The organism is Paenibacillus camelliae, assembly GCF_023715345.1.
Taxonomy (GTDB): Bacteria; Bacillota; Bacilli; order Paenibacillales; family Paenibacillaceae; genus Pristimantibacillus; species Pristimantibacillus camelliae.
Window position 1 is genome coordinate 235,604 of sequence record NZ_JAMBNY010000004.1, and the last position, 21,746, is coordinate 257,349.

The window sequence follows — 21,746 nt, forward strand, 5'->3', positions numbered from 1 at the left end:
GTGCTCACGTACTAACTAACGTACGCTGCGCTCCTCGGTTTCTAGTATCGTCCCATCTTCTTGGTCCTGAAAGCCGAACTTTTGAACCCCTCATTGGAATAGGTCGGTTCAAATAGCCGGCTTTGATGACGATGCTGTTTCTTTGTAGCGTATTCGATGGCGAACGTAGCACACACTTGTAAGGAAGCAGCTTCAGCTCCGCTCAATGTCCCATCAGCGCCCCTCATTCCGTGAGAATGTTAAGCGATGGAGACATTGAATGCGGAGCGCTGGTATACAAATGCTGCTCCGATTCAGCCCTAAAATCATGAAGGACGCAGCACACGCGTGCAAAAAAATGCTTCAGCTTTTGCTACATATCACCAAAAGCGCCCCTCATTCCGTAGGAATGTTTAAGCGTTGGAGATATGTAGCAAAGCGCTGAACGGTTCTTTTAAGAAACTCTTAAGAATTAACCCGCTTTTTTATTAAAGAGTTTTCACTATACTGTGGATACTTTAGTAAAAGAAGGAGAGCAACTCAATAATGAAAAAGTGGTTTTTCATATTAGCAGTTTTTATTATTATTGTCATCGTTGGTCAGCAGCTTCAAAAGGATAAGCTGGAGATTAAATCTGAAACTATCCAAGAGCAAAAGGATGGGGGATATACTGTTGTTGAAATCGATGAGGAGCAGATGAAGATCGGTAATCTGCTCCTTATTAACGCACAGAATCAGCTTGACCCCAAGGGGATTGCTAGCGATCTTATCACCATTAATCGAGAGCAAGCCTTAGACCATGGCTATTCGCTGTCCAGCGATGAGGTAAAGCTTTCACAAAACATGCTAGCTGCATTTCATGAAATGATGAATGCAGCACATGATGACAATATCAATCAATTTTTAATTACGAGCGGTTATCGCAGTCTGGAGCATCAAGCGCAGCTATACGAGGAGGTTGGCAGTGTGTATGCTTTACCTGCTGGTTACAGCGAGCATAACAGCGGCCTAGCGCTTGATATTAGCTCAACGATGTCGAAGATGGAGGTTGCACCAGAAGGCAAATGGCTGCAGCAGCATGGGGCAGCCTACGGCTTTATATTGCGGTATCCAGAGCATAAGCAGCATATTACAGGCATTGGTTATGAGCCGTGGCATTTCCGTTATGTAGGACTTCCACACAGCTTAATTATGCAGGAGCGTGACCTTGTGCTAGAGGAATATATTGAATTTTTAGCTGATGAGGGGCAGCTTACGGTTAATACAGGCGACGAAACCTATACCATTACACATTATAATTATGAACCACAGCTTACGATTAAGATTGAACCTCATGCAGATTATGAGATCTCTGGTGATAATGTGGGTGGTATCATTGTAACAACAAGGGAGAGATTAAGATGAAGGCATGGAGAATGCTGCTATATATAGCCCTTCTGGTAAATCTCTACGTGCTGCTTGTCATTATATTATTTAAGATGTCGCTGCCACAGCTAGATGTCATTTATCAACAAGTGAAGCTGCTGCTGGAACGTCCTGCACTGTTATCTGGTCGAATAGAAATGGCAAACTTTGTTCCGCTGCACACCATTAAGCAAAGCTTATCTGGAAATTTAGCGTTGATGCAGTGGCTTAATCTCTACGGCAATATTGCGATCTTTGCTCCGACCGGAATCATCATTGCACTATTATCTAAAAAGGAGCACTTAGCGAATGCAGCTTTTGTCTCCTTCATTATAAGTCTGTCTCTGGAAACGATGCAGCTGCTATTTATGATGGGCTCATTCGATGTTGATGATCTTATCCTCAATACAGCAGGCGGGCTGCTCGGTGCTATCCTTATCACTGCTGGAACAAGAGTCGTCAAGCTAGTCGCCCCTTTTAAGAAAGTATTTGGCTTACTGCGCTAAATGCTTAAGTGTATGAATCTGGCCTGCATAGCTTACAATATATTGAAGCGGGATACTTTACGTACTGCTTAATGTGTGAGAATCTAATAGCAGGAGGGATTTGATATGAAAAGTCAGTGGACATTAATTGTTGGCTTGTTATTTGCGCTTATTATAGCCATCTTTGCTGTTATTAATGTAGAAGCCGTAGAGGTTAATTACTTATTTGGCTCAACGAGCACGCCGTTAATTCTCGTTATTATGATATCTACTTTATTTGGTGGACTAGCTGTTGGTTCGCTTGGGATGTTCCGCGTTTTTGTATTGCAGCGTAAAGTGAAGCAGTTAGAGAAGCAGCTGGAGAAGCAGCAAACTGATGAAGTGGAAGTGATCGAAAGTCCAATGGTCGTATCTGAGGACGAAAAATTAGAAATACATACAGACGAGCAGCAAAATGAAAAATAAAAAATTAAATGTTTGCCACATTGTTCGCTTTATTTAAAGGCTATAAGTATTGTACAATAAAGGCATAGTTGCCTAAAAGGTAGGTGTTGTAATTGTCACAACAATCTGAACAAGAAGAACAAAAAGCGATTAGTCAGGCTGAACGCGCAAAACAGCTTTTAGCTGCACGTAAGCAGCAACAGCAAGGATTGCAAGGAAAGCAGCATCAGTCTACAGGGACAAAAAAATTAGTAAGCCAAAATACAAAAAAGGTTAACAATCAGCGCAAGAAAATGGGCGTTTAATGAAACGTATGGATGGCCCTCTTGCAGCACAATAAGACGCCCTGTATGGGCGTTTTTTTGTTTCTCTAGGCGACAGGAAATTATTTTCTAGTCGTCTGTTTGCATTATTTTTTGCTATAGCCAGCATAATGTAACTATGCTTAAACCAACCTTATATACTAACACATTCGGAGGAAGACAGATGCAAGCTAGTCAATCATTAAAAGTATTTTTACTAGCTGGTGTAAAGACGAGTCCGAGCGCATTCCATACATTGCAGCAGCGCTTGCAGCACAAGCTTCAAGAAAAAGGCATTACACCAGATATCGAGATGTTATTTCCATATGGTGAGATGGAACGAAACTTACTATTGCAATTGATGGAGGTACGTGCTGACCTATCAACATATGCGTACAATGCTGGAATTGGTGGAAGAAAGGTATGGAAAAGAATCGAGCCATATACCGATTCAAGAAAGCTGCTGTTGATTGGGCATAGTGGGGGTGGGGTAGCCGCGTATCAAATCGCAAGAAAAATATATGAGGATCGCTTGCCGATTGAAACAAAAGTAATCCAAGTTGGTTCTCCGAAAACACGGATTATTCCCCCGCTCAAACAAAATGTGAGCTATATTCATTCGGTCGATGAGGACGGAAAATATAAAGATCCTATAACGAAGCTGGGCAGCTGGGGTGGATGGACGATTCGCCAAGATCGGCTGCCAATGCCACAATGGGATACTAAAAAGTACGCACCAGGAATGATCGTTGGCGTGAATACAATAGGAGGCCATGCGGATTACTTTAGGCACACCACTCCGTTTACAGATGAACTGAGCAGCTGCAATCTAGATAAGACGTTACAGCGCATCGACGGTTGCTTGAATGATTGGTTGTTATCCGCTACACTTACTTAATTAATATAGTTTGTTAGTTAGGAAGTGAAAGAGTGGCTAATACACACACCTATACGAAGGGTGAAGAAATAGCAAATGCGATAACACACGGAATCGGTGTGCTGTTAAGTATTGCTGCACTTGTTCTGCTTATTGTATTTGCAGTGATGAAGGGGACCGCCCTGCATGTTGTAAGCTTTACCATCTACGGCACATCCATGGTGCTGCTGTATACGGCTTCCACGCTCGTACACAGCTTTCCAGAAGGCAAGGCTAAGCGGGTATTTGAATCACTTGATCATTCATGCATTTATATCTTTATTGCCGGCACGTATACGCCAATATTGTTTCATATCGTACAAGGTACACTGGGCTGGGTGCTGTTCGGAGTGGTATGGGGCTTAACCGTCTGCGGTATTGTATTCAAATCAATGTTCGCTAATCGGTTTTTATTTACATCGACCATTCTGTATATATTAATGGGATGGTGCATCGTTTTTGCTTGGAATAGGCTTGCAAATCATTTTGATCCTCAAGGCTTAACTTTGCTTGTCATTGGCGGCGTGCTATATACAGTTGGTACCGTTTTTTATATGTGGCGCAGCTTTCCCTATCATCATGCAGTATGGCATTTGTTTGTGCTGGCAGGCACGATTGTTCATTTCTTTTCAATACTACTGTACGTGCTGCCAGCTTAATCCTCAGCTTCACCTGGACAAAAACCGAGAGGGCTAGAGCAGATTGCGTTCGCAACATCTGGCATATCTGAGGCTAAATCGTGAAAATAGCTATCCATGATGTGATTGGATGCTACGGATCCATGGCGGAAATTTCGTTGTACCTCGCCTTTAACATGAAGATAGAAGTAGGTCTCATCGGTTTGAGGCGAATGATAGACCAGCGTTGGAAGATGAGGCACAATATCGTACTTATTTTGAAAACGCCAGTGCAGTGGAACGGTATAGTTATATGCTTTGACAAAGGCAGGATCGCCAACTCGTGGAGCGCCGAATGTATAGACGATTGGGCCTTGAAACGGCATATAGGTGGCGATATCAAGCGCAGCGAGAGTTGCCAAGGCACCACCTAAGCTATGTCCAGTAATATAGAGCGGCAGAGAAGGATCTAGCTCGCTCAGCAGCTCCATGACCTGTGGCCGGAGCTTGTAATAAATGTCGGTGAAGCCCTTATGGGTTAAACCGGCATTTTTTATTGGGAAATATTCTGTCTGCTGAGCAATGAAATCATGCACCCAATCCATCGAAGTACTGCTTCCGCGGAACGCAAGAATTGCATTTTGCTCGGAGGCAAGTACAAATCCATAACGATCATTTTCGATTCCGAGCTCAGAAGTGACTATCGAACCAACTAATTCATATTGATCCGGCTTAATGAATGCCCCCGTTTCTTTATTGGCAAATTGAATGTACGTTTGGCTGCATATCGCAGCAAGAAATAATGCGCTTTGATAATTTGGCTCCTGAATGATACGTTGAGATTGCCCGTTCACCATGATGTCCCCTCCGATCATATGTGGTAAGTAGACTATATAGTATGTAGATACTATTGAATGGGTAACTGCTGAGTTGAAAGAATTAAAGTAAGTGCAGCGCGACATAGACATTTTTTTGAAGTGTTCGCTATAATAGTGGGAGCATGAAGTACGTACATACAGCATGAGCTTTATCGATAAAATGACAATACGGAGGGGAAATGATGACACTTAAAGTTGGATTAATCGGTACAGGCTGGTTTGGAGATATGCATGCAAAGCTGTTGACACAGCATAAGGATGTTGAGCTGCAAGCTGTAACTGCCAGCTCCCAGGAAAAGGCAGAAGCGTTCGCAGCAAAGCTTCCAAATGCAAAGGGGTATGGGGATGTTCAGCAAATGCTGGATGCGCATTCCTTAGATGCGGTTTATATATGCACACCACCGTTCGCACGAGGTAACTTTGAGCAGCAATGCATCGAGCGCGGTATACCGTTTCTAGTGGAAAAACCATTGTACAGTGAAGCTGAGCTACCTGAACAGCTATTGGAGGCAATAAGGGCGAGAGGCCTTATTACATCTGTCGGCTATCATTTTAGATATATGGATGGAACGGATCGAGCGCAGGAGCTGCTAGCTAACAGGCAGCTTGCACTAGCATTGGGTTACTGGATGGGCGGAGCGCCAGGAGGAACTTGGTGGCGCAGACAAGAACGTTCAGGCGGTCAATTTGTTGAGCAGACAACGCATATCGTCGATCTGTTGCGCTATATTGCTGGTGAAGTAACTGAGGTATATGCTGCTTATCACGAAGGGATTCTAAGCTCACAGGACGCAAATGCGAACGTTGCAGATGCAGGTACGGTGACGTTGAAGCTTGAGGGTGGAATGATTGCAACGATTAGCAACACCTGTATTATACCTGCTGGTGAACAAGCAGGGCTTCATTTCTACACGAATGAAGGGAAGCTTGAAATTAGTCATGGCGGAGTAAAGGATTTTACAGCTGCAACGGTGATTGAATATAAAAATAAAAGCAATCCGTATGAGAAACAAATGGAAGCATTTTTACATGCGGTAAAAACAGGCGATACCTCGTTAATTCGCTCTAGCTATGAGGATGCTTGTAAAACACACCGAGTAACCATGGCAGCCAATGCATCCGCTCTAAGCGGACAAGTCATTAAGCTATAAGTGCAAGGTAGAATCAATAAGAACTTACCCCTCATATAAACAAAAGGTGGCACAGAGAATTTCTGTACCACCTTTTTGTTTTTTACATGGAGATTATTCTCCGCCGATTAGGCTACAGCGCCGAGCTTCGTCATCTAAGTCGTGCTTTTGAACCTACCCAATTCCAATGAAGGTTTCAAACGCTCGGCTTTCAGGACCAAGAAGATGAGGTAAAACTAGAGAACGAGTAGCACAGCGTACGTTAGTTGGTACGTGAGCAATGGAGTTCACGGTTGAACCCCATATTCGCCGCCGATTAAGCTACAGCGCCGAGCTTCGTCATCAAAGTCGTGCTTTTGAACCATCCTCTATCTATTTGCGTTTTCTTGATGGTAGCGGGCCGTCCACCACCTGCTCCTGCTTAACCTCTCGCTTAAGCTTTTGTTTTCCTCTATGCTTCCGAGAAGGTAGCGCCTGCTGCTCTTCCATGGCATGCTTATCTAAAATCATCTCATTGAGCTTATGCTGCTTTATATTTTTTCGTTTTGAATGCGTGTCAAGAATATCGCCAGTCCAGCCCTTCCGCCAAAGCAGGAAATAAATAAATCCAGTTAATATCAGGATTGCCCCAACCATATAGAGGAAGCCTAGCGGCTCTTGCTTAAACGGCAGATCTATAAAGTTTGTGCCCCAGATCGCACCAATAATGGTTGCTGGCAAGCAAATGGCTGTGAAAATCGTAAGCGTACGGATAATTTCATTGCCACGAAAATTAGATAACGCATCATCTACAGAGATAAGCGTATCGATTTCAATAGCATAATGCTTTAGCAAATGATCAATTCGCTGCAGCCGGTATTGAATGCGAGAATAGCCCTCGCTCGCTGTTAACAACTCCAAAAAGGCTTCCTTTGCAAGACCCTCTAGCTCGCGTATCGGTAAATACAAATGACTATAATGAAGCAAATCATAGCGACGCTCAATAATGATCTCCAGTAAATCCTTGCGATTACGATCCTTCATGTCACGTTCCAGCTCGCCTAATCTTTCTTCAAACTGATCTAAGCCGATATGTATGCTCTCAAGCAGTGTGCCTAGCATAAGAAAGAAGGCTTCAGGTGCATTGGAGCAGCGCTCATAATCTTCAAGCAAATGGAATTGTTGAAGACGCAGTGAGATCCGAGCGTCTCGATGCATGGTTAAAAGCTTTGTTTCCGAAAGCCAAAAATGAAAGGGAGTCGTATCGGTCACATCCTTAGACAGCTGTACAATAATCGTCCCTTGTACAACTGATCCGTAACCGTCAATTTTTTTGATTAATATATTATTCGTAAATCGTTCATAGCTGTCATTAATCCAAACTGCAGCTTCAGGATAAGCTTGAATGAGCTCTTGTTTCTCATTCATATAGCGTTCATCTGATTCTTGTAAGGAAGCCGCTATCGATCTGGTACTGGATTGCTGCTGCCTTCGCTGCGTAGCAACGGAAATATGCTTTAGCTGCAGAACATGCCATTCCCAGCCCGTCATATAACGAAGATTTCGATGGATCAACGGATCTGCAACCTCCTTTTTATCACGTGCGTACAAACATCTACTTAACATCATAGCGTAACCGAAAACATGGCACAACTATAACAGTCAAATAATACATGATTAGAACTAATCTCTGAATATTCGACAATTCCCTTCGTTTGTGAGTGATCTATAAGCAAATGGGGAATAACAACAATGAAATGGTTATATGTATGAGGAGGTTTAGAAATGATTACAAAAGTTCTGCTATATAATAGCGAGCATGATTGTGCGGAAGGATTAAGGGCCTTGGAGAACAGCGGAGTTCCAGCTAATCAGCTGCGGGTAATTGTATCTAATGTCGAGCATAGCCGTCTGCTAAATGCAGAAACAGCCATTCATATTGATTTGTTAAGTGAAATTGCCGCTGCCAATCGAGGACAGGATGACCTTATTGAACGCGCAGATGAAGGATTTATTGTGCCGTTCTTCACACCACAAACTACTCTACAGGTGCCACTTGGTGGTATTCCGGGTATTGTTCAGCAGGATTTTGAACAAGAGCACGGTGTTCTGTCACTGATGGAATATGGCTTAACAGAGGAGACTGCTCATCGTTGTTTACTTGCGCTTCGCGCTGGGCAATGTGTCGTCTGCATAGAGGAGGAGGCGAATGACTCAGGCTTGTTCAATCAATTAAGCCTTGGTTTTGCTGACGAACGAGAGCAGCACGTTCCAGATGCTGGTGCAGCTGAAGTGTTGATTAATGAATAATGAAGCCTTTGCCTCTATTCCTTGTTAACGGGAGTAAAGGCAAAGGATTTTTTAGTTATCTAGAAAGTCTGGAAAGTGAAAGCATTGAGAGCAGCTCATGCTCGGCAGTATTTTCATTGCCTAGCACGATCGGCACGGCAAGCATTGCGCCAAGCATGCTGTAAATCGTTCCGTTGCCTCCATAGCCTAAAATGTACACATGCTTTGAATTGGAAGGATCTAATCCAATATAAGGTAAGCCATCCTGTGGTTCGTAAAAGTACGCATTCCAGCTTTGATAGGCAGCAGCATGAAAGGAAGGGAAGAGCTCGTTAAGCTTTGCGAGCAGCCTATCGATATGTCTGTTATTGGAAGGCTTGTCTCGATCAAGCTTGGATGAGGTTTCATCCAGACCGCCGATGATTACACGGGAATCGGGGGTGGTTCGCGCATACAAATATGGCCTTGCGGTTTCCCACAGCAGCATCCCATTATACCAGCTGCTAAGATCAGCAATAGGCTCTGTAACAACGACATATGAACGATTAGACTTAACATTTAATTCCGTGAGCTGTAGCTGCTCAGAATGGTAGCCAACGGCATGGATGATATATTCAGCTTCAATTGTATACTGATCATTGATAAGAACAGAGAAAGCTCCTTTGTTATGCTGCCGAATTGACGATGCCCTAGAATGCTCAAACAGCTTTATCCCTCGTTGGCTTAAATATTGAGCGAGCCTGATGACGAATAAATGCTGATTGATTTCAGCATCTTGATGCGTGACTAGGGCAAGCCGCTTCGAAAATGGAAAGTGCTGCTCAATGATATACTGATCCCACAGCTCACAAGGAAGATCAATGCTAGACAAAGCTTCATATTCCTTTTGCAGTTTATCAATATCCTTTAGATCCGAGCAATATTGCATGCTCGATCGTGATTGTAGCTGGCAATCTCCTACTTCTTGCTGCAGCAGGGATGCGATTCTTCTAACTTCATCAATTGCACGGAAGCAGCTTCTATAAAACAAATCAGCTTCTTGCCTACCAATCATTTTACGAAGCTCATGCAGCATAAGATCACTACAATATTGCAGCAAGCCTGTGCTTGCCAGTGAACTACCTTCCGATATTTCCTTCCCTTCAACTAGAACACATTCGATATTTTGCTCATGCAGCTTAAACGCAGTAAGTAGGCCAGACATACCGCCACCAATAATTAACACTTTCGTTCGGAGCGACTCACGTAGAGTAGGCCACTCTGTATCGCCTGTCGTATATGTGTTCCAGTAATTAGCTCCTGTATGAAGCTCTTTCATAAGGGAATCACCTCGGAATTAGTATGCCTTGGTGATCAGTCTTCTAATACTTGTTTTCGATAAGATGTAGGTGATTGCTGATAGGCTTTCCGGAATTGCTTAGAAAAGTAAAGCGCATCTTGAATGCCTACTGAGGCAGATACCTGTTCAATCGTAAGCTCAGGTCGTTCTCTCAGCAAATGTCTTGCATGATCAAGGCGCAAATTAAGTAAGAAGGTGCTCGGAGGCATGCCGACCTTCTGCTTGAACAATCTCGATAAATAGGCACGATTATAGCCAAATGCTTCTGCCATATGCTCAATGCTGACGGGATGTGTATACTGTGATGTCAGATAGTGCACCATTTGTTTATGAAGCTGCTGCTCTGCACGAGATGAGCTTGGCAGCAGCTGAGCTTCTGGGAGCTGCTTCTTTCCGTAGTCTGACATTATAAGCTGGAGCAAGCCTGATGCTCGTATAGATGAAGTCACATGACCTTCGCGAAACGCTTCTAGTATTTGCTGATAGCTGGAGGCTGTATGGGTATAATCATCTAAGGATACAACTTCACAAGTGGGCTGAAACCCTGCAAGTGCAACGAGCTGATCAGCCACATCGCCAGTGAACGCTACCCATCGGTATTGCCACGGTTCATTTGCGTCCGATTCATAGGATATGAGCTGATTGGGGCGAATGAGGAAGGTATCACCTGCCTTGAGTTGATAGCGCTCATGCTCCGTCACATAGCTGCCACGTCCACTTAGAACAATGTGCATAAGGTAAAAGCTATATACTTTAGGACCAAGCCGGTGGTTGGGAAGTGTCTGACTTTCGCCTGCGAACAGTACATGCAGGCTGCCGTTTTGCTCCATGCTTGGATTAGAAGCAACTCGATAGCTTTCTGGTTTATAGACAGCCTGCTTATCTGGTGGCTGCTCCTCTGGTCGATTGAATGAGGTATGGAACATTGATAACCCCTCCTTATGTACATTGTACCGTATTGAAATGATGTGTAAAGTCACATTAGTCCATACATATTTCACTTGTAACCATTTAGTTAAATAAGTTTAATGTCTATAATAAAAGCAAGATCTACAATAACATTGTTGTAAAGGATGGTACGATTCATGGCGAATATTCAAGAGTTGAAAAATGAATTTGTAAAACGCTTTGGAGCTTCCGAGCAAGACATTCATGTGTTCCACGCACCAGGTCGTGTTAACTTAATAGGAGAGCATACAGATTATAACGGAGGCTATGTGTTTCCGGCGGCATTGACGTTCGGTACGACGCTAGTGGTTCGCAAAAGAGAGGATAAAGGTCTAGGACTAGCTTCTACAAATTTCCCAAGCACTAGTGTACTGAGCGTGAAAAAAGTAGTTTATGACGAAGCCGATGATTGGATGAACTACCCTAAGGGGATCGTAAATGAGCTTCATCAGCAGGGAGTCGTATTCAGCTCAGGATATGATCTGTTGTTCCACGGTGAAATTCCTAACGGCGCTGGATTATCTTCCTCTGCATCGATCGAAGTTGTTACTGCATTCGCGCTGCTTACGCTTGAGAAGCAACCAGTGGATACTGTGAAGATCGCATTAATGGCACAAAAATCAGAGAACGAATTTAATGGTGTGAAATGCGGAATTATGGATCAATTTGCTGTAGCAAACGGCAAAAAGGATCATGCGATATTGTTAATGTGCGATACGTTGGAGTATGATCTTGTACCATTCCAATCCGGCAGCTACAAGCTTGTTATCGGTAATACGAACAAACGTCGTGGTCTAGTTGATTCAGCTTACAATGAACGTCGTGCTCAATGTGAGCAAGCAGTACAGGATCTACGTCAGGCTCATCCTGAGCTAACGTTGCTCGGTCAGCTATCGCTAGATCAATTTAACGCCTCAAAGCATCATATTAAGGATGAGGTTGTGCTTAAGCGCGCACAGCATGTCGTTGAGGAAATTGATCGTGTGTTGAAATCAATGGACGCACTAAAACAAAATGATCTCGAGCAATTCGGTCAATTAATGAACGGATCACATGATTCGCTGCGTGACTTGTACGAAGTTACTGGAGCTGAATTGGATGCTATGGTTGACGCAGCTCGTAAAGTTAACGGCGTATTAGGCGCGCGTATGACAGGAGCTGGCTTTGGAGGCTGTACTGTATCTCTTGTTCATGAGGATTCCATCGAGCAGTTTAAGGAGCAGGTTGGTAAGGAGTATACAGAGAAAACGGGGTTGGTGGCGGAGTTTTATGTGTGCTCTATCGGAAACGGCGTAGAACAGCTCTCCTAGAGCGGACTTTGATGACGATGTGTTGCGTTGTAGCTTAATCGACGGCGAATATGGAACGCTACCGAAACCTCCGGTGCTCACGTACCAATAACGTACGCTGCGCTCCTCGGTTTCTAGTATCGTCCCATCTTCTTGGTCCTGAAAGCCCGCTTGCGGACTTTGATATCGATGATTATGCTAACGCAGCATAGTCGACATCGAATCTTGAACGCAAGCGAAAACTCCGTTGCTCACGTACCAACTAACGTACGCTGCGCTACTCATTTTCTACTAGCGTCCAAGCTTCTCGGATCTGAAAGCCCGCATTTGAACCTTTTTTGAAGATGTAGTTCAAAATTGCGGACTTTGATGACGATGCAACTTCGTCCTGAAAGCCCACATTTTGAACCTTTATTGGAAGTTGAAGTTCCTTTTGAGTAATGACTACGAAGCGGGACTCGCTTACAAGTCGCGAGTCTCTATTAAGAATAGTAAGACACGTTTTTATATATAAAAAATTGAGGGAGATGTTATCATGGCGGTTTTAGTTACTGGTGGTGCAGGTTATATCGGTTCTCACACGGTTGCTGCTTTGCAAGAACGCGGTGAGGAGATTGTAGTCATTGATAATTTACAGCAAGGCCATCGAGAAGCGCTTTTAGGCGGCAAGCTGTATGTTGGGGATTTGAGAGATGGCGAGACGCTTGATAAGCTGTTCAGCGAAAATCAAATCGATGCGGTTATTCATTTCGCAGCAAACTCTCTTGTTGGCGAAAGCATGAAGGTGCCAGGCAAATACTATCACAACAACGTGTACGGAACGCTTTGCCTGCTTGAAAAAATGAATGAATATGGCGTGAAGAAAATCGTCTTCTCCTCGACTGCAGCGACGTACGGCGAGCCAGAAAATGTGCCTATCGACGAATATGATCGCACAGCACCTACGAATGCTTATGGTGAAACGAAGCTCGCTATGGAGAAGATGATGGGTTGGTTCGATGTTGCCCATGAAGTGAAGTATATTTCACTTCGCTACTTTAACGCTGCGGGTGCACATGCGAGCGGTAAAATTGGTGAAGCGCATGATCCAGAAACGCATCTTATTCCTATCGTGCTTGAAGCAGCACTAGGCAAGCGTCCACATATTTCTGTGTTTGGTGATGACTATGCTACTGAGGATGGTACATGTATCCGCGATTACATTCATGTAAGCGATCTGGCAGATGCACACGTGCTTGCGCTTGATGCTTTGCGTGCAGGCAAGGATAGTGCCATTTACAATCTTGGAAGCAGCAATGGCTTCTCTGTAAAAGAGGTAATCGACATCGCACGTGAAGTAACTGGTCGTGAGATCCCAGTTGTTATGGAACAACGTCGTGCGGGAGATCCAGCGGTACTTATCGCATCGTCAAGCCGTGCACGTGAAGAGCTTGGCTGGAATCCTTCACGCAGCAATTTGAAAGAAATTATTGCAAGTGCTTGGAGCTGGCATCTTAACCACCCTAACGGCTACAGCAAGTAATATTACGTCAAGAAGGAAGGGGAATTAATTATGACAGCACAAGGAGCAGCAGAGCAGGCGCAGTTGCAAATTGCTCGCCTAGTTCAATTCGCCGAACAGCAGCAGCTAATTAAAGCTGCCGACAAACATTATGCAACCAATGCACTGCTGGATTTGTTCAGCTTTGATGAGCCCTTTGATGGGGAGGTTCCAGCAGAGCAGCTGACATCTCCGATCGATCCTTTGGAGCAGCTGCTGGATTACGGCTACAGCATCGGACTTATACCTGAGAATACACTCACATATCGTGATTTGCTTGATGCCAAAATTATGGGGATATTCGTACCTCGACCTTCAGAGCTTATTGCAAGCTTCAACCAGCTTATGAAGGAACAAGGCGTAGAAGCAGCAACGAATATGTTCTATAAGCTTAGCATCGACAGCAATTATATCCGAATGGATCGAATTGCAAAAAATCCGAACTGGCTGCATGCTACGGAGTACGGTGATCTGCAAATGACGATCAACCTATCGAAGCCAGAAAAGGACCCAAAGGAAATTGCATTGTTAAAGACGCTTCCGCCGGCTAAATACCCAAAATGCTTGCTTTGCGTTGAAAATGTTAATTATGCTGGTCGAGTCAACCATCCGGCAAGGCAGAACCATCGCACGATTCCTTTGACGCTACAGAACGAGGAATGGCACTTGCAATATTCGCCGTATGTTTACTATAACGAGCATAGTATTGTGTTCAAGGGTGCGCACGAACCGATGGCGGTTACCCATAGCTCGATGGCACGCTTGCTTGATTTTGTTGAGCAGTTTCCGCATTATTTTATCGGCTCTAATGCCGACCTGCCAATTGTGGGAGGCTCTATTTTATCTCATGATCATTTCCAAGCAGGCAAGCATGTTTTCCCTATGGAAACAGCAGCAATGGAAGCAAGCTTCACATCAGAGGCTTACTCAGCTGTTAAGCTTGGCATAGTAAAATGGCCAATGTCGGTCATTCGTCTGCAAAGCCAATCGAAGGAAGAGCTTAAAGCGTTGGCTGCAGCTATTCTAGATGCATGGCGCGCATATAGCGATCCGGCAGCGGATATTTACGCATTCTCTGAACAAAATGGAGAACAAGTGCCTCATAACACGATTACACCGATTGCACGCTTGCTTTCTAGCGGAGAATTTGAGCTTGATCTTGTGCTTCGCAACAATCGTACAAGTGAAGAGCATCCAGACGGAATCTTCCATCCGCATAAGCATTTGCACCATATAAAAAAGGAAAACATTGGATTAATTGAAGTGATGGGATTAGCAGTGCTTCCTGGTCGCTTAAAGGAAGAGCTGGCACAGATAGCATCGATTCTTAGCAGCGGAAGCACTGATGGAATAGAAGCAGCAAAAGCTGTGGAGCATCCACTTTATAAGCATGCTGAGTGGATTGCGTCACTAGCAGAGCTGCATGGAACAGACTTGTCCGAGCAAGCTGCACAGCAGCTTGTTGAGGAGCAGACTGGTGCCAAATTCCTAGATGTACTGAAGGATGCAGGAGTTTATAAACGAACGGTAGAAGGTCAAAAAGCATTTAAACGATTTATATATTCTTTAAACTTTCATGAACAATTGAATTAATTGACAAAAAATTCCCATTTGATAGCAACAAATGGGAATTTTTTATTGTAATTAAATATGGATTGTGGTATTTTCTATATAATAATATAAGTAAATGTCGATTGTGGAGGGGCTGTAATGGTTGAAAAAATGCTGCCATTAGAAGATTTCTTGAAACTTGATTCAGATGAGCAGGTAGAAAAACTCAAGCGCTGGAAAATGAAATATACATTGAAGGACATAAGAGAAGCGTGGAACTTTAAGCACTCAGCTCAATACTATATGCTATTAAAAAAGTTACGCATATATGAGCGTGTTGTTAATAAGTCTGACAAATTTTATCCTCAGGCTGATAATCAGCGGTTAGGTGCGGATGGAGTATGGCGAACTTTCAATGAACAGTCTAACAGCTTGAGCGATCACTTCAATTTTCAACTCAACACAACGATTACAGGAACAGAGCTTGCTGAAAAATTAGAACGGATTGCTTATTTTCTTAAGGGCGAAGCTAAAAATGTCAGTGTAAAACTATCCATAGTCATGAGTGAAAGTGACAATAAAACAGAATTAGCATAAAAAAAGACTGTAGCAGTATGATGAGCCTCGATACGTACGCCATTCGATAACAATACGGAGGATCAACCGCTACAGTCTTTTTACTATTTACGGAGCTTTCCTAGCTCGGATACGAGTGCTTCAACTTCACTAATACTAAAGTTCTCTTTCGATGCAACGATCTCATAGATGTCTTTAATATCCTCGTAATTATTCAAATTAAAGCTTGATGCCTGCATTGCTGCTGCAGAAGCCATTTTAAGCTTAGATTTAATTGCCTCAATCATAAATACCATGTTATCTACAGATGCTTGCTCCAAATTCATCCTATTATCGCTCCTTAACATAACGTTATTGGTCATTGTACCACGAATTTCGGCCCAATCACTAACAAATTGAACTAAGCTTTAAAATTCGATACAATAGACGCTGTATAAACTAGAAGGGAACTAGCATTAGATGAAAGAATTAGCTAAGCTCCACGAGAAGCGTGACGCTGTAGTATGCGAACATAACGTAGCGGAGCTGTTCCATTTTTTAAGAGCTATTTATGAACAATGTCCACTTCCTGAGGACATTGTCTTTATTTGCATAGGTACAGATCAATCGACGGGCGATTCCTTTGGTCCATTGATGGGTAGTATGTTAATGAGGATGGGATTTCCTAATGTGATAGGCACACTCGCTTTTCCGTGTGACGCTTACCGAGTTGAAGCGCAGGTTCAAGCGCTTCAGCAGCAATCGAAGCATGTTGTCGCTATCGACGCTTGCTTAGGGAAGCCAAAGCAGGTTGGGCAGTTTATTATGAATGACGGTCCATTGCTGCCAGGAGCAGCTACTGGTAAAGGCTTGCCGGCAGTTGGCGATTATAGCATTGCTGCCGTCGTTAACGAGATCGGTCCAAAGGCATACTGGAAAATACAAAATGCTTCGCTGTATGTCGTTATGGAGCTTGTCGAAGTGCTGTCTACACAATTTTCAAAGGTATGGGGAATGAACAAGGAGGGTTTGATATGAAAACACAAACGATGAGCAACAATAGCTTTACACTTAAAAATGGACTAACGATTGCTTATTATGATTCAGCCCCGGACAAGCAGCTGCCGGTCGTAGTGCTGCTGCATGGGTATTGTGGGAGCTCATCATACTTTCAAGAACTCACTCCGCTGCTAGGGCGTAGCTGCCGCGTCATTACTCCTGATCTAATCGGCCATGGAGCCTCTGCTTCATATGAACAAGACACGTATGCATTGCAGGAGCAAGCACAGTTTATGATAGAGTGGTTGGATGGAATAGCAGTTTCGAGTGCCGTGATGCTTGGTCATTCACTAGGTGGTTATATTACACTAGCTGTAGCAGAGCAGAAGCCTTCGTTCTTATCAGCATTTGGTCTGCTGCATTCTACAGCATTGCCCGATTCGGAGCAGGCTAAGCAGAATCGGGAGCAAGCGATACGCACTGTTCAGGAGCAGGGTGTACAGTCGTTTGTTGATGGTTTAGTCCCTAAGCTTATAGCTGCGGATCATCCACAAAGGGCAGCGCTCATTGAGATCGCCTCAGCGATCGGCTATTCAACAACAGCCGCAGCTGTGTCTGGGTATGCTAGAGGCATGAAGGAGAGACCAGATCGTACATTAGTCATTGAGGAGACAAGTCTGCCTGTTTTGCTTATATCTGGTGCAAAGGATGCCATTGTAAGCTCGGAGAACACATTCGCAGGCCGCAACGCTTCGACCGAATGTCACATTATTGCAGAAGCAGGTCATATGGGCATGCTTGAGGCACCGCAGCAGCTTGCTGCTATTATCGAGAAATTTATCTCAACTAAAGGAGAGACCATAGATTGAATACGAAAAGCAGCGCAGAAGTGCAGCTAGAGCAGGAGCTGGTAGAGTGGATCGAGCAGGATTCACTCTATCAGGTTATATTAAGTTCACCGAAGTCGAAAAATGAAGAGCTGACAGCAAAGAAAATAATTGTTCGCCCAGTTCAATTGAAACAAGGGCTATATTACCAGTTTGAATCATATTATGCTAATAAAGTACTGCATGAAAACGTTTCCCCCGCAGATACAGCAGAAAAACTTATGCAACTTATGATCAATCAGTATAAGCAAACCAACATTAAGCAAAAGCATTGCCAGCTTCATATTTTAACGAATAAAAAGGGACAGCTAACGATTAAGCGTAAAGAGGTAGAGCAAGTGAAAGAGATTGCTCCACGTACGCATAATCGACAAAAGCATAGATTGCTGGAGGAAGGTAAGCCGATTGCTTTTTTAGTCGAGCTTGGCATCATGACAGCCGATGGAAAGGTTCATGCGAAGAAGCAGGATAAATTCAAGCAAATTAACCGTTTCCTTGAAATGGTTGAGGATGTAGTCGATGCATTGCCGAATGATCGTACGATCAAGATTATCGATTTTGGCTGTGGTAAATCGTATTTGACGTTTGCACTATATCACTACTTAACGATTGAACGAAACCGTAGTGTAGACATCATTGGGCTAGACCTAAAGCAGGATGTGATCGCTTTTTGCAACAGCTTGGCGCAAAAGCTGCAATATGATCAGCTTAAATTCATCGTTGGAGATATCGCTGACTTTAATGAGCTCTCAGAAGCTGATATGGTCGTTACGCTACATGCCTGCGATACTGCGACGGATGCTGCTATTAGCAAGGCCGTTACATGGGGAGCTGCCGTCATTATGTCTGTACCATGCTGTCAGCACGAGCTGTTCCCGCAAGTTAAAAGTGAGCTGTTAGCACCATTGCTGACTCAGGGCTTATTGAAGGAAAGATTCTCTGCCTTGGCAACGGATGGAATGAGAGGACAGCTGCTTGAGGTAATTGGCTATAAAGTGCAGATGCTAGAGTTTATTGACCCCGAGCACACACCAAAAAATTTAATGATTCGAGCAGTAAGACCTAAAGCATTAACCTTTAATCAAACAAAATGGGAGCAGTATCACGCATTTAAGAGCTTGATAGGTGTTGAGCACACATTAGAGAAGCTGCTTGATGAAGAGCTGCTGAAAAACAGATAGAATTGGAAATATTTAAGCATTACTAATTGTAGTTTTCTGGATGGTTTGCTATATTAAACTGTGATAGATACATGAATGGGTGGTTATATGGGATTATCAATGATCATTGATTTTGGCATATTTTTGGTCCTGCTTGGTACGTTGATATTTTTGATTTTCACAAAAACGATATCCATATTAAACCGTGTATATTTGTCACTGCATTTAGGATTCATGTTCTGGGCATTATTACAGTTTGCAGCTGGCACAACCGCGCACATTGAATATCGGTTCTTGTTCATAAAGCTCTCTTATGTCGCATTATCATCCTTAGGTGTGGGATCGTTAGTCTTTACACTATACATTATTAACCGAAGCTCCTTTCTTAAAAGTACTTCCTTCAAGCTTGCAGTCCTCCCGAACATAGCTGCTAATCTATTTATATTATGGAACCCTAACGGTTATTTTCTAACACTGAATCAAGATCTAAGCTCTGATAAAGCATTCATATATGGAAAATTTTTTGGCATTGTCATCGCTTTGCTGATGATTTATGTGTCAACCTCTATATTATTGTTAATCAGGAGCTACTTTCATTCCAAGCAAAATAGTATGGTACGCTATGTTTGTAGATTTGCATTAATTGGCATCGGCATTATCCTTGGGTTTGGCTGTGTAGACCTTATTCTAAACATCATCTATCTCCAGCTAATGGAAACCTATATCCCGATATTATCGGTAGGCATGCTGCTGTCAGCATTATATATGTCGATTAATGTGAATCGCATGAATGTGCTAGATATCATTTCTATCGCTCATCGCGATGTGATGAATACAATTTCGGTTGGGATATTAGTTTTAGATCGTGATGAACATATTGTAGAAATGAACCGATTTGTCGATGAGATCCTTCCATTTAAAATTGGGGAGCGCTTTGAGCTTGAGAAAGTAAAGGAGCAGCTTCCGGCGAACAACTGGAGCATCATCGAAAAGAAGCTGAAGCAGCGTGAGGTTGATCCTTTCATTAAGCTGGAGTTTCAATGGACAATTATAGAGCCGGAAGAACGCAGCTTATTAGTTCAATCCTATCCTATTGTCGGTAAGCGAGCTAGGCTGATGGGTTATATGTTCACGCTGCAGGATTTGACAGAGGTTAATCGACTCGCTGATAGTCTAAAGCGACAAAATCTTCTCTTGCAGCAGCGAAACAATGAATTAATTAAGACACAAGAAGATTTATATGAAGCAAATCGAAAATTGGAAGAGATTGCAGTTACAGATGCACTGACAGAGTGTTATAATCGTAGGTATCTTATGCAATTTCTAGAAGTAGAGCTCGTTAAAAATATTAAGGAGCAGCTTCCTTTCACCATCATCATATTCGATTTGGACTATTTTAAGCTTATTAATGATGCTTATGGTCATTTGAATGGGGATACTGTGCTCGTACATACAGCTCGCAAGGTGAAAAGCTTGCTAGGCAGCAAAGACAGACTTGCTCGTTATGGTGGGGAAGAATTTATTGTTTATATGCCAGAGCTGTCTGCACTAGAGGCACATAGAAAAGCGGAACAGATCAAAAATGAGATAGAAAATCAGCTTGTATGGATTGAGGATGCAGAAGACCATATTTCTGTAACCATCAGTGTTGGTATTGTTACGATTGATAATTATGAGCAGTTTAAGGTAACGGATTCAAAGGTTTTTCTACAGGAAATTATGAATTTGGCAGATACTGCTTTGTACGAAGCGAAATACAAGGGTAGAAACTTAATTGTTAACCGCAGTACTGCAATTAGCTGAAGGTCGTTGCACATAAGATGTGGTGTGTAACGACCTTTACTTAATGAACGGCATCACAAAGAAGGCAGGGTAAAATATGAAGAGAATGCACATTGATCTAGTAAGCTCTGGAGATATTATCGCTAAAACTATTTTTCAGGAAAACGGTAATGTTCTACTTGGTTCGGGGATGGAGCTTACAGAACGATATATTCGACGTTTGCGAAGCATGGGAATCGACTACGTATTTATTGAAGACCCATTGACAGAAGGTGTTGTACCTGATGAGCCGATCTCGGATGCAACCCGTAATGCGGCAGTGAACGAAGTGTATATCGCGATGAATGCATTTAAGAATAATGATTTAAGTAAAGGAAAAGTCATTGCACCGAATATCGGGAAAAATTTCAGGGATGTTTTTGGAAGTATTATGAGTGATCTATCATCCAGGGAAAATATACTCGTGAATTTGACGAGTATCCATTCGGTTGATTCTTATTTGTTTCAACACTCCGTTAATGTTGCCGTATTGGCAGGAATCATCGGCTTAGCGAAAGGACTTAATCGTATGCAGCTGGAGGAGCTCGGCATTGGCGCGTTGCTATTCGATATCGGCATGACGAAAATGCCGGATAAGATTCTTAAACAGAGCGGTGAACTAACGAAGGAAGAAAGAGCCTTGCTTGAAACTCATCCGAAGGAAGGCTTCGATATATTACGTAAGCATCATGATATCTCACTGGTGTCTGCACATTGTGCATTTCAGCATCATGAGCGATTTGATGGTTCAGGCTATCCGCGTGGCTTGAAGGGTAATGATATTCATTTGTATGCACAGATTGTTGGTTTAGCCGATATGTACGATGCTTTAGTTTCACCGCGACCATACCGCAAGCGGTATCGCACAAGTGAAGCGATCGAGTTTTTGTTTGCAGCAGGCGGTACTTATTTTGATCATGAGCTTATTAAGCTGTTTTGCAGTCATATATCCATATATCCGATTGCGACCATGCTGCTGCTCAATACAGGACAGACTGTCGTTGTCGTAGAGAACAGCGAGCGAGCCTTGCATCGACCGATCGTACGTGTTGTGAAGGAAGCCGATGGCTCGGTTCCTAAAACGCCGTATCAATTTGATCTTAAGGATGAACTGCACATTACGATTGTGAAGGAGCTGTAAGCAGCTGTGCTTAGCGATATCTGTCATAAAAAGATTACGGATGCCTTACGGCTTACGTAATCTTTTTTATTGGAGCTGAAGAGCTTATCGCTT

The 21,746-nt window shown here is 43.2% G+C and carries 22 protein-coding genes; 17 read left to right on the plus strand and 5 right to left on the minus strand.

All coding sequences use genetic code 11. From position 1 onward, the window contains the following. The first annotated feature begins 525 nt into the window (after positions 1 to 525). From M3180_RS10625 to trhA, 6 genes are all read left to right on the plus strand, one after another. Positions 526 to 1,383 (plus strand): M15 family metallopeptidase, encoded by an 858-nt coding sequence (locus M3180_RS10625; protein WP_251667425.1) that lies wholly within the window; start codon positions 526 to 528, stop codon positions 1,381 to 1,383. After that, complete coding sequence (locus M3180_RS10630; RefSeq protein WP_251667426.1) at positions 1,380 to 1,889, plus strand: VanZ family protein; 510 nt, start codon at positions 1,380 to 1,382, stop codon at positions 1,887 to 1,889. Before M3180_RS10625 ends, M3180_RS10630 begins: the two co-directional genes overlap by 4 nt. A 105-nt stretch (positions 1,890 to 1,994) precedes the next feature. Beyond that, on the plus strand, positions 1,995 to 2,333 hold the full coding sequence (locus M3180_RS10635) for a LapA family protein (protein ID WP_251667427.1): 339 nt from the start codon (positions 1,995 to 1,997) through the stop codon (positions 2,331 to 2,333). Positions 2,334 to 2,425: 92 nt separating this feature from the next. After that, positions 2,426 to 2,617 carry a hypothetical protein gene (locus tag M3180_RS10640; RefSeq protein WP_251667428.1) on the plus strand — a complete coding sequence of 64 codons (192 nt, stop codon included), beginning with the start codon at positions 2,426 to 2,428 and terminating at the stop codon, positions 2,615 to 2,617. 181 nt (positions 2,618 to 2,798) lie between these two features. Next, positions 2,799 to 3,512, plus strand: a complete 714-nt coding sequence (locus M3180_RS10645) for a hypothetical protein (protein ID WP_251667429.1) — start codon at positions 2,799 to 2,801, stop codon at positions 3,510 to 3,512. Positions 3,513 to 3,544: 32 nt separating this feature from the next. Next, positions 3,545 to 4,189 carry a PAQR family membrane homeostasis protein TrhA gene (trhA, locus tag M3180_RS10650; protein WP_251667430.1) on the plus strand — a complete coding sequence of 215 codons (645 nt, stop codon included), beginning with the start codon at positions 3,545 to 3,547 and terminating at the stop codon, positions 4,187 to 4,189. Here trhA and M3180_RS10655 read toward each other — a convergent pair. Continuing rightward, positions 4,186 to 5,004, minus strand: a complete 819-nt coding sequence (locus M3180_RS10655) for a lipase family protein (RefSeq protein ID WP_251667431.1) — start codon at positions 5,002 to 5,004, stop codon at positions 4,186 to 4,188. The genes trhA and M3180_RS10655 overlap by 4 nt on opposite strands. A gap of 200 nt (positions 5,005 to 5,204) precedes the next feature. Between M3180_RS10655 and M3180_RS10660 the strand changes: the two genes are divergently transcribed. Beyond that, positions 5,205 to 6,176 carry a Gfo/Idh/MocA family protein gene (locus M3180_RS10660; RefSeq protein WP_349774478.1) on the plus strand — a complete coding sequence of 324 codons (972 nt, stop codon included), beginning with the start codon at positions 5,205 to 5,207 and terminating at the stop codon, positions 6,174 to 6,176. A gap of 351 nt (positions 6,177 to 6,527) precedes the next feature. Here the strand turns inward: M3180_RS10660 and M3180_RS10665 are convergent, their stop codons facing one another. Next, a complete protein-coding gene (locus tag M3180_RS10665) occupies positions 6,528 to 7,709 on the minus strand; it encodes a magnesium transporter CorA family protein (RefSeq protein WP_251667432.1) in 1,182 nt (393 codons plus the stop codon). 210 nt (positions 7,710 to 7,919) lie between these two features. Here M3180_RS10665 and M3180_RS10670 point away from each other — a divergent pair, with 210 nt between their 5' ends. Then, positions 7,920 to 8,444 carry a hypothetical protein gene (locus M3180_RS10670; protein WP_251667433.1) on the plus strand — a complete coding sequence of 175 codons (525 nt, stop codon included), beginning with the start codon at positions 7,920 to 7,922 and terminating at the stop codon, positions 8,442 to 8,444. Between the two features lie 55 nt (positions 8,445 to 8,499). Here M3180_RS10670 and M3180_RS10675 read toward each other — a convergent pair whose 3' ends face one another. Together M3180_RS10675 and M3180_RS10680 are read right to left on the minus strand one after the other, a co-directional pair. Then, positions 8,500 to 9,741: an NAD(P)/FAD-dependent oxidoreductase gene (locus tag M3180_RS10675; RefSeq protein WP_251667434.1), complete on the minus strand. Its 1,242-nt coding sequence runs from the start codon at positions 9,739 to 9,741 to the stop codon at positions 8,500 to 8,502. Between the two features lie 35 nt (positions 9,742 to 9,776). Further along, entirely contained in the window at positions 9,777 to 10,688 is a 912-nt protein-coding gene (locus tag M3180_RS10680) for an AraC family transcriptional regulator (protein WP_251667435.1), read from the minus strand. A 159-nt stretch (positions 10,689 to 10,847) separates the two neighbouring features. Between M3180_RS10680 and M3180_RS10685 the strand changes: the two genes are divergently transcribed. The 4 genes from M3180_RS10685 to M3180_RS10700 all read left to right on the plus strand — a co-directional run bounded on the left by M3180_RS10685 (position 10,848) and on the right by M3180_RS10700 (position 15,687). Further along, positions 10,848 to 12,020, plus strand: coding sequence for a galactokinase (locus tag M3180_RS10685; protein WP_251667436.1), 1,173 nt, complete (start codon positions 10,848 to 10,850; stop codon positions 12,018 to 12,020). A 514-nt stretch (positions 12,021 to 12,534) separates the two neighbouring features. Then, positions 12,535 to 13,521, plus strand: coding sequence for a UDP-glucose 4-epimerase GalE (gene galE / locus M3180_RS10690; protein WP_251667437.1), 987 nt, complete (start codon positions 12,535 to 12,537; stop codon positions 13,519 to 13,521). Positions 13,522 to 13,551: 30 nt separating this feature from the next. Continuing rightward, positions 13,552 to 15,132: a UDP-glucose--hexose-1-phosphate uridylyltransferase gene (locus M3180_RS10695; RefSeq protein ID WP_251667438.1), complete on the plus strand. Its 1,581-nt coding sequence runs from the start codon at positions 13,552 to 13,554 to the stop codon at positions 15,130 to 15,132. 117 nt (positions 15,133 to 15,249) lie between these two features. Then, positions 15,250 to 15,687 (plus strand): hypothetical protein, encoded by a 438-nt coding sequence (locus tag M3180_RS10700; RefSeq protein WP_251667439.1) that lies wholly within the window; start codon positions 15,250 to 15,252, stop codon positions 15,685 to 15,687. A gap of 83 nt (positions 15,688 to 15,770) precedes the next feature. Here the strand turns inward: M3180_RS10700 and M3180_RS10705 are convergent, their stop codons facing one another. Next, positions 15,771 to 15,992 (minus strand): DUF1128 family protein, encoded by a 222-nt coding sequence (locus M3180_RS10705; protein ID WP_251667440.1) that lies wholly within the window; start codon positions 15,990 to 15,992, stop codon positions 15,771 to 15,773. A gap of 133 nt (positions 15,993 to 16,125) precedes the next feature. Here M3180_RS10705 and yyaC point away from each other — a divergent pair, with 133 nt between their 5' ends. The 5 genes from yyaC (at position 16,126) to M3180_RS10730 (ending at position 21,653) form a co-directional block, all read left to right on the plus strand. Continuing rightward, positions 16,126 to 16,683 (plus strand): spore protease YyaC, encoded by a 558-nt coding sequence (gene yyaC, locus M3180_RS10710; RefSeq protein WP_251667441.1) that lies wholly within the window; start codon positions 16,126 to 16,128, stop codon positions 16,681 to 16,683. After that, entirely contained in the window at positions 16,680 to 17,513 is an 834-nt protein-coding gene (locus M3180_RS10715) for an alpha/beta fold hydrolase (RefSeq protein WP_251667442.1), read from the plus strand. The genes yyaC and M3180_RS10715 overlap by 4 nt, the downstream gene beginning before the upstream one ends. Further along, complete coding sequence (locus tag M3180_RS10720; protein ID WP_251667443.1) at positions 17,510 to 18,712, plus strand: class I SAM-dependent methyltransferase; 1,203 nt, start codon at positions 17,510 to 17,512, stop codon at positions 18,710 to 18,712. Before M3180_RS10715 ends, M3180_RS10720 begins: the two co-directional genes overlap by 4 nt. Positions 18,713 to 18,799: 87 nt before the next feature. Then, positions 18,800 to 20,494, plus strand: coding sequence for a histidine kinase N-terminal 7TM domain-containing diguanylate cyclase (locus M3180_RS10725; RefSeq protein ID WP_251667444.1), 1,695 nt, complete (start codon positions 18,800 to 18,802; stop codon positions 20,492 to 20,494). Between the two features lie 76 nt (positions 20,495 to 20,570). Then, entirely contained in the window at positions 20,571 to 21,653 is a 1,083-nt protein-coding gene (locus M3180_RS10730; RefSeq protein WP_251667445.1) for an HD-GYP domain-containing protein, read from the plus strand. Positions 21,654 to 21,746 lie beyond the last annotated feature (93 nt).

Coding starts and splice junctions, on each gene's coding strand:
- M3180_RS10625 (WP_251667425.1), top strand. CDS start 526: ATGAAAAAGTGGTTTTTCATATTAGCAGTTTTTATTATTATTGTCATC.
- M3180_RS10630 (WP_251667426.1), top strand. CDS start 1,380: ATGAAGGCATGGAGAATGCTGCTATATATAGCCCTTCTGGTAAATCTC.
- M3180_RS10635 (WP_251667427.1), top strand. CDS start 1,995: ATGAAAAGTCAGTGGACATTAATTGTTGGCTTGTTATTTGCGCTTATT.
- M3180_RS10645 (WP_251667429.1), top strand. CDS start 2,799: ATGCAAGCTAGTCAATCATTAAAAGTATTTTTACTAGCTGGTGTAAAG.
- M3180_RS10655 (WP_251667431.1), bottom strand. CDS start 5,004: ATGGTGAACGGGCAATCTCAACGTATCATTCAGGAGCCAAATTATCAA.
- M3180_RS10660 (WP_349774478.1), top strand. CDS start 5,205: ATGATGACACTTAAAGTTGGATTAATCGGTACAGGCTGGTTTGGAGAT.
- M3180_RS10670 (WP_251667433.1), top strand. CDS start 7,920: ATGATTACAAAAGTTCTGCTATATAATAGCGAGCATGATTGTGCGGAA.
- M3180_RS10675 (WP_251667434.1), bottom strand. CDS start 9,741: ATGAAAGAGCTTCATACAGGAGCTAATTACTGGAACACATATACGACA.
- M3180_RS10680 (WP_251667435.1), bottom strand. CDS start 10,688: ATGTTCCATACCTCATTCAATCGACCAGAGGAGCAGCCACCAGATAAG.
- M3180_RS10685 (WP_251667436.1), top strand. CDS start 10,848: ATGGCGAATATTCAAGAGTTGAAAAATGAATTTGTAAAACGCTTTGGA.
- galE (WP_251667437.1), top strand. CDS start 12,535: ATGGCGGTTTTAGTTACTGGTGGTGCAGGTTATATCGGTTCTCACACG.
- M3180_RS10695 (WP_251667438.1), top strand. CDS start 13,552: ATGACAGCACAAGGAGCAGCAGAGCAGGCGCAGTTGCAAATTGCTCGC.
- M3180_RS10700 (WP_251667439.1), top strand. CDS start 15,250: ATGGTTGAAAAAATGCTGCCATTAGAAGATTTCTTGAAACTTGATTCA.
- M3180_RS10705 (WP_251667440.1), bottom strand. CDS start 15,992: ATGAATTTGGAGCAAGCATCTGTAGATAACATGGTATTTATGATTGAG.
- yyaC (WP_251667441.1), top strand. CDS start 16,126: ATGAAAGAATTAGCTAAGCTCCACGAGAAGCGTGACGCTGTAGTATGC.
- M3180_RS10715 (WP_251667442.1), top strand. CDS start 16,680: ATGAAAACACAAACGATGAGCAACAATAGCTTTACACTTAAAAATGGA.
- M3180_RS10725 (WP_251667444.1), top strand. CDS start 18,800: ATGGGATTATCAATGATCATTGATTTTGGCATATTTTTGGTCCTGCTT.
- M3180_RS10730 (WP_251667445.1), top strand. CDS start 20,571: ATGAAGAGAATGCACATTGATCTAGTAAGCTCTGGAGATATTATCGCT.